Source organism: Micromonospora sp. NPDC023888, from assembly GCF_040639415.1.
Taxonomy (GTDB): domain Bacteria; phylum Actinomycetota; class Actinomycetes; order Mycobacteriales; family Micromonosporaceae; genus Micromonospora.
On record NZ_JBEZZW010000079.1, the window covers coordinates 1 to 5,045 of the forward strand.

Genomic DNA, 5,045 nt, shown 5'->3' on the forward strand with positions numbered 1-5,045 from the left:
ACGGGCTGAGCCTGGTCGCGCCGGACAACGACCCAGTGCTCGCCAAGGACCGTCCCGACCTGCGCCCGACGTCGGGCCGGCCGTCGACGGCTCACAACCCTTCGGCGACCGCTGCGGCGATCTTCAGCCAGGCGTCCCGGGTGGCCGAGGAGAGCCCGCCGTACCGGATCGGCTCACCCGTGTCGATGAGCCGCTCGTACGGGGCCAGCAGCACCGCCCGGGTGCGGGCCGCGAAGTGCTCCTGGATGGCCGGCAGGTCGATCTCCTTGCGTGAGGGCGGCATCGACACCACGGTCACGGCCTGGCGGACCAGCCGCTGCCGGCCGCTCTGCTCCAGGTGGTCGAGCATCCGGGCGGCGGTCTCCGCGGAGTCGTTACGGGCCGACATGGTGACCACCAACTGGTCGGTGGCGTCCATCGAGGCCTGCCAGTTCTGCGCCCGCACGTTGTTCCCGGTATCCACGAAGATCAGCTTGTAGAACCGGCTGACCACCTCACGGATCTCGGCGAACGCGGCGGCGGTCAGCATCTCGCCGCCGGTGGCCGACTCGTCCGAGGCCAGCACGTCGAACATTCCCTCGCCCTGCGAGCGGACGTACTGCGACAGGTCACCGACCCGCCCGTGCGCGCCCTGGAACTGCCCGAGATCCCGCAGCATGTCCCGCACCGTGCGGGAGTGGAAGTCCTGCTGGGCACGCATCCCCAGGGTGCCCTGGGTCTCGTTGTTGTCCCAGGCCAGCACGTAGCCACCGCGCTTCTGACCGAACGTCATGGCGAGCAGCAGGATGGCCACCGTCTTGCCGGCGCCGCCCTTCGGGTTGACCACAGTCACCTGCCGCAGCCCGCCGAAGTTGCGGCGGACCATCTCGATGTCCCGCTTGAGCTCCTGCTCGTGCCGCCCCGGAGAGAGCCGCAGCAGGCCCATCTTGTTGACCACCGCGCGGACACCCATTGTCGCCACCGGGTCGGCGGGCCGGACCTGCCGACGCCGGGTGAAGTCCTCGGCGGTCGGTACGGCGGTCTCCTCCGGCGTCCAGCTCGCGTCCGGGTACGCGGGCGCATCCGGGTACCCGGCGGCGGGCACCCGGGTCACCCCCTCGGCCTCCTGATAGGGCTGCCCAGGCTGGACGCCGGGCGCGCCCTGCTGCCACGGCGGTGGGTACCAGCCCGGAGACGGCGGAAACGGCCCGGGCGGTGTGGTCGCCGGCCCGGCCTGCGGGGGAGCCTGCTGCGGCAGGTTGCTGAACTGCGTCAGGTCTGGTGGCGGCGGGATGTGCCCGGGACCGGCCTGACCGGGGATCACCGGTGTGACCGACGGGCCCGGGTACGCCGGACCGGGGCCCGGGTGCGGCGGCTGTGGTCCGGGAGGCGGCGGCGTCGCGGCGGCAGTCTCGTCGTGGGCCGGTACGGACGCTCCGGCGGGGCGTTGCGGCGGATAGGCCCATGGTGACTCGGTGGGCCGTCCCACCCCGCCGGGAGATCCGTCCCCTGCGGTCCCGTCGACCTGCGGCGCCGGCCCTGCCGCCGCGGGTCCGGCCGGTGCTGAACCTGTAGAGGTCGGGCTCGCGCCGTTCGGGCGGTCGGGGGGCGTGCGTGCCGCGGTGGGCGTCGAGGTCGTGGCGGGGCGATCCAGGGTGAACGGCAGGTCCAGGTCGACGCCGCCCGGGGGGATCGGCGCGGCGGCGGCCGGACCCCGGTCGCCAGCCGGTGCCTGCGCCGCCCTGGCCGCGCTGCTGGGCGCACCGGCGGCGGCGCTCGTCGTCCCGGCGGCGGCGCTCGTCGTCCCGGCGGCGGCGCTCGTCGTCCCGGCGGCGGCGCTCGTCGTCCCGGCGGCGGCGCTGGGCGCACCGGCGGCGGCGCTGGGCACCTCGGCGGTACCGGTCGTCCCGGCCGCGGGGCTCGTCGTCTCCGGCTGGCCGTTCGGCGAGGCGGCGGCGGTCTGCGGTGCCACAGCTCGGGCGGGGGCGACGGGGGTGCCACCGCCGGTCGGGCCGCCGTTGCTCCCGGGAGCGCTGGCAGCCGGGGTGCCGGTCGCCGTCGGCGTGCCCGATGTCAGCGGCGTCCCGGATGCCGGTGCCGCCGGCTCAGCCGGTGGCCAACTCGGCTGTGCCGGTGCCCAGCCGGACGCGGCGGCGGACGAGCCGCCGACGCCCCAACCGCCGGGCGCCGGGACGGCACCGGAGAGCGACGGGTAGTCCGACGGCGAAGGCGGCGGCTGGGCCGGGGCCCCGGGTTGCCCGGGAACCGGCGGCCGGCCGATCGGCGGCGCGGCCACCGGCGGTGTCACCGGCCCCGGCGCGGCCGACGACGGCGTACTCCGCTGTTGGGCGACCGCCGCCCACGGCGGCACCGCGTTACCCGTGCCACCGTCGGTGGCCGGATCCGGCGGCCAGAGTGGTTCGATGTCCCGCTCCGGCACCGGCTGCTGGCCGTGCACCCGTGCCCGGTCGGCGTTCTCGTCCATTACGGCCCCTCCCAGTCCTCCTGCGAGGATAGGCCCATCCGCCCGGACGGGGCCGTCGGCGCAGCCGGGCCGCCGCTGGGCGCAGCCAGGATCAGATCGACCAGACCGCCCAGGCACCCGGCTCGATCCACCAGGAACGCTTTCGGGTCAGCTCACCCTCGACACCATCGTCGAGGTACGGGACCTTCCCCTCCCGGGGCAGCACCGAAACGGCCCGCCCACGGGCCCGCCGCACCTCCAGGCGTACCCGCTTGCGGCCCAACGCCGAGCGGACGACCACCGGCACTGCCACCGCGACCTCGATCTTGCCGTCGGCCGGGTCCGGCGCGGCAAGCAGCGTCACGTCGTCGAGCGTCGCGTACCCGCCGGCGTTGCCGACCACGCAGGCCAGCAACGGTTCGTCGCCGTTGGTGAGGACGGTGTCGTCCACCTCCACCCGGGCCCGCCAGTGCAGCGGCCGGCCGGCGTCGTCGGCCGCGCCGAGCAGCGCGCCGTCCAGGGTCACCGACCCACCGTCGTTGCGCAGCAGGTCGAGTCGCCGTGCCGTGCCGTCCACCACGGCGGCGGCCACCGCCGCCGGGTCACGCGGCAGCCCGAGCTGCGCGGCCAGGTCCTGGTGGGCGCCGCCGCGGGCCGGATCGAGCGGGAGTACGGCCACCGGCGGCAGGTCGGGCAGGGTCCGGTTGCCGGGCAGATCCGCGGGTCGCCTGCTCGGCGCCGGCGCGTACCGCCGGACCAGTCGGCGCAGCACGGCGCGCAACTGCCCGTCGCTCGCCGTGGCGACGACCAGCCGGGTCTTGCCGTCCAGGTCGGGCCAGGTGAGACCGTCCGCGCGGGCCGGACCGTCGAGCCGGGCCAACACCGCGTCGATCTCCGCGTCGGAGCGGGCGGTCACCATCTCCACCCGGGCACCCCGGGCGATCAGCGCGTCGGAGCAGGCCAGCACCGGCACCCGGGGCCGCTCGGTGGCGCACCGCTCGGTGTCGCCGCCGGCCTGGGCCTGGGAAGCCGGGCCGCTGTCGGTCTGGTTCGTCGGGTCGGTTGCTGCCTCGGTCGCGCCGCCGCAGCAGGCCCCGCCGCTGCCACAGCCCCCGGGAGCGTCCCGCTCCGAACCGAGGGTGAGCAGCACCACGTCGTACACGGAAGGAGCCTCCTGCCTCTCGACGCGACCCCTGCCGGCCACGCCGTCACTACTTGTTAACCTGACACCCCGGGCTCGCCAACCGGTCGCCACCTGGCACCCGAGCCTTCTGGAGGCGGAAAAGATGCCAGCGATCGTGCTCATCGGCGCTCAGTGGGGCGACGAGGGCAAGGGCAAGGTTACCGACCTGCTGGGTGAGCGGGTCGACTACGTCGTGCGCTACTCCGGTGGCAACAACGCCGGCCACACGGTGATCACCCCGGACGGCCAGAAGTACGCGCTGCACCTGATGCCGTCCGGCGCGCTCTCGCCGAACGCGATGATCGTCATCGGCAACGGTGTGGTGGTCGATCCGAAGGTGCTGCTCGCCGAGATCGACGGCCTGGCCGAGCGCGGCGTCGACGTGTCCCGGCTGCGGATCTCCGGTGACGCGCACCTGATCATGCCGCACCACCGGGCACTGGACCGGGTGATCGAGCGCTACCTCGGCTCGTCCCGGATCGGCACCACCGGCCGGGGCATCGGCCCGGCGTACGGGGACAAGGTCGCCCGGATCGGCATCCGCCTGCAGGACCTGCTCGACCCGGGCATCCTGCGCAAGAAGCTGGAACTCGCACTGCGCGAGAAGAACCAGATCCTGTTCAAGGTCTACAACCGCAAGGCGATCGACCTTGAGGCGACCGTCGAGGAGTACCTGGCGTACGCCGAGCGGCTCAAGCCGTACATCGCGGAGACCCGGGCGATGCTCTGGGACGCGCTGGACCGGGGCGACACGGTGCTGCTGGAGGGCGCGCAGGCCACCATGCTCGACATGGACCACGGCACGTACCCCTTCGTGACCTCGTCCAACCCGACCGCCGGCGGTGCCTGCGTGGGCGCCGGCATCCCGCCGACCGCGATCAACAAGGTGATCGCGGTGAGCAAGGCGTACACCACCCGGGTCGGCGCGGGACCGTTCCCGACCGAGCTGTTCGACGCCAACGGCGATCACCTGCGCAAGATCGGTGCGGAGTACGGCACCACGACCGGGCGGGAGCGTCGGTGTGGGTGGTTCGACGCCGTGGTCGCCCGGTACGCCTGCCGCCTCAACGGTGTGACCGACCTGGTGATCACCAAGCTGGACGTGCTCACGGGCCTGCCCAAGGTGCCGCTCTGCGTCGGCTACGAGATCAACGGCGTCCGCGTCGACGACATGCCGATGAGCCAGACGGACTTCCACCACGCCACGCCCGTCTACGAGGAACTCGACGGCTGGTGGGAGGACATCACCAAGGCGCGGACCGCCGACGACCTCCCGGAGAACGCCCGCCGCTACATCGCTCGGGTAGAGGAACTCTGCAACACAAAGGTGAGCGTCGTGGGCGTAGGCCCAGGCCGAGAGGAAAACGTGGTCCTCCACCCCCTCCTCCCCTAACCCCCACCCGCCCACCCCCACCCCCA

Annotated in this window: 3 protein-coding genes; 1 reads left to right on the forward strand and 2 read right to left on the reverse strand. The window is 73.9% G+C overall.

The features are described 5' to 3' along the window. Window positions 1-91: 91 nt before the first annotated feature. Both AB0F61_RS33995 and AB0F61_RS34000 read right to left on the reverse strand, forming a co-directional pair. A complete protein-coding gene (locus AB0F61_RS33995; protein ID WP_357818454.1) occupies window positions 92-2,464 on the reverse strand; it encodes a chromosome partitioning protein in 2,373 nt (790 codons plus the stop codon). A 91-nt stretch (window positions 2,465-2,555) separates the two neighbouring features. Next, window positions 2,556-3,605 (reverse strand): hypothetical protein, encoded by a 1,050-nt coding sequence (locus AB0F61_RS34000; RefSeq protein WP_357818457.1) that lies wholly within the window; start codon window positions 3,603-3,605, stop codon window positions 2,556-2,558. 124 nt (window positions 3,606-3,729) lie between these two features. Between AB0F61_RS34000 and AB0F61_RS34005 the strand changes: the two genes are divergently transcribed. Further along, window positions 3,730-5,019, forward strand: a complete 1,290-nt coding sequence (locus AB0F61_RS34005) for an adenylosuccinate synthase (RefSeq protein ID WP_357818461.1) — start codon at window positions 3,730-3,732, stop codon at window positions 5,017-5,019. Window positions 5,020-5,045: the final 26 nt, after the last annotated feature.

What these genes read in the sequence shown, in the direction of transcription:
- AB0F61_RS33995 (WP_357818454.1), bottom strand. Translation starts at nt 2,464, where the DNA reads ATGGACGAGAACGCCGACCGGGCACGGGTGCACGGCCAGCAGCCGGTG.
- AB0F61_RS34005 (WP_357818461.1), top strand. Translation starts at nt 3,730, where the DNA reads ATGCCAGCGATCGTGCTCATCGGCGCTCAGTGGGGCGACGAGGGCAAG.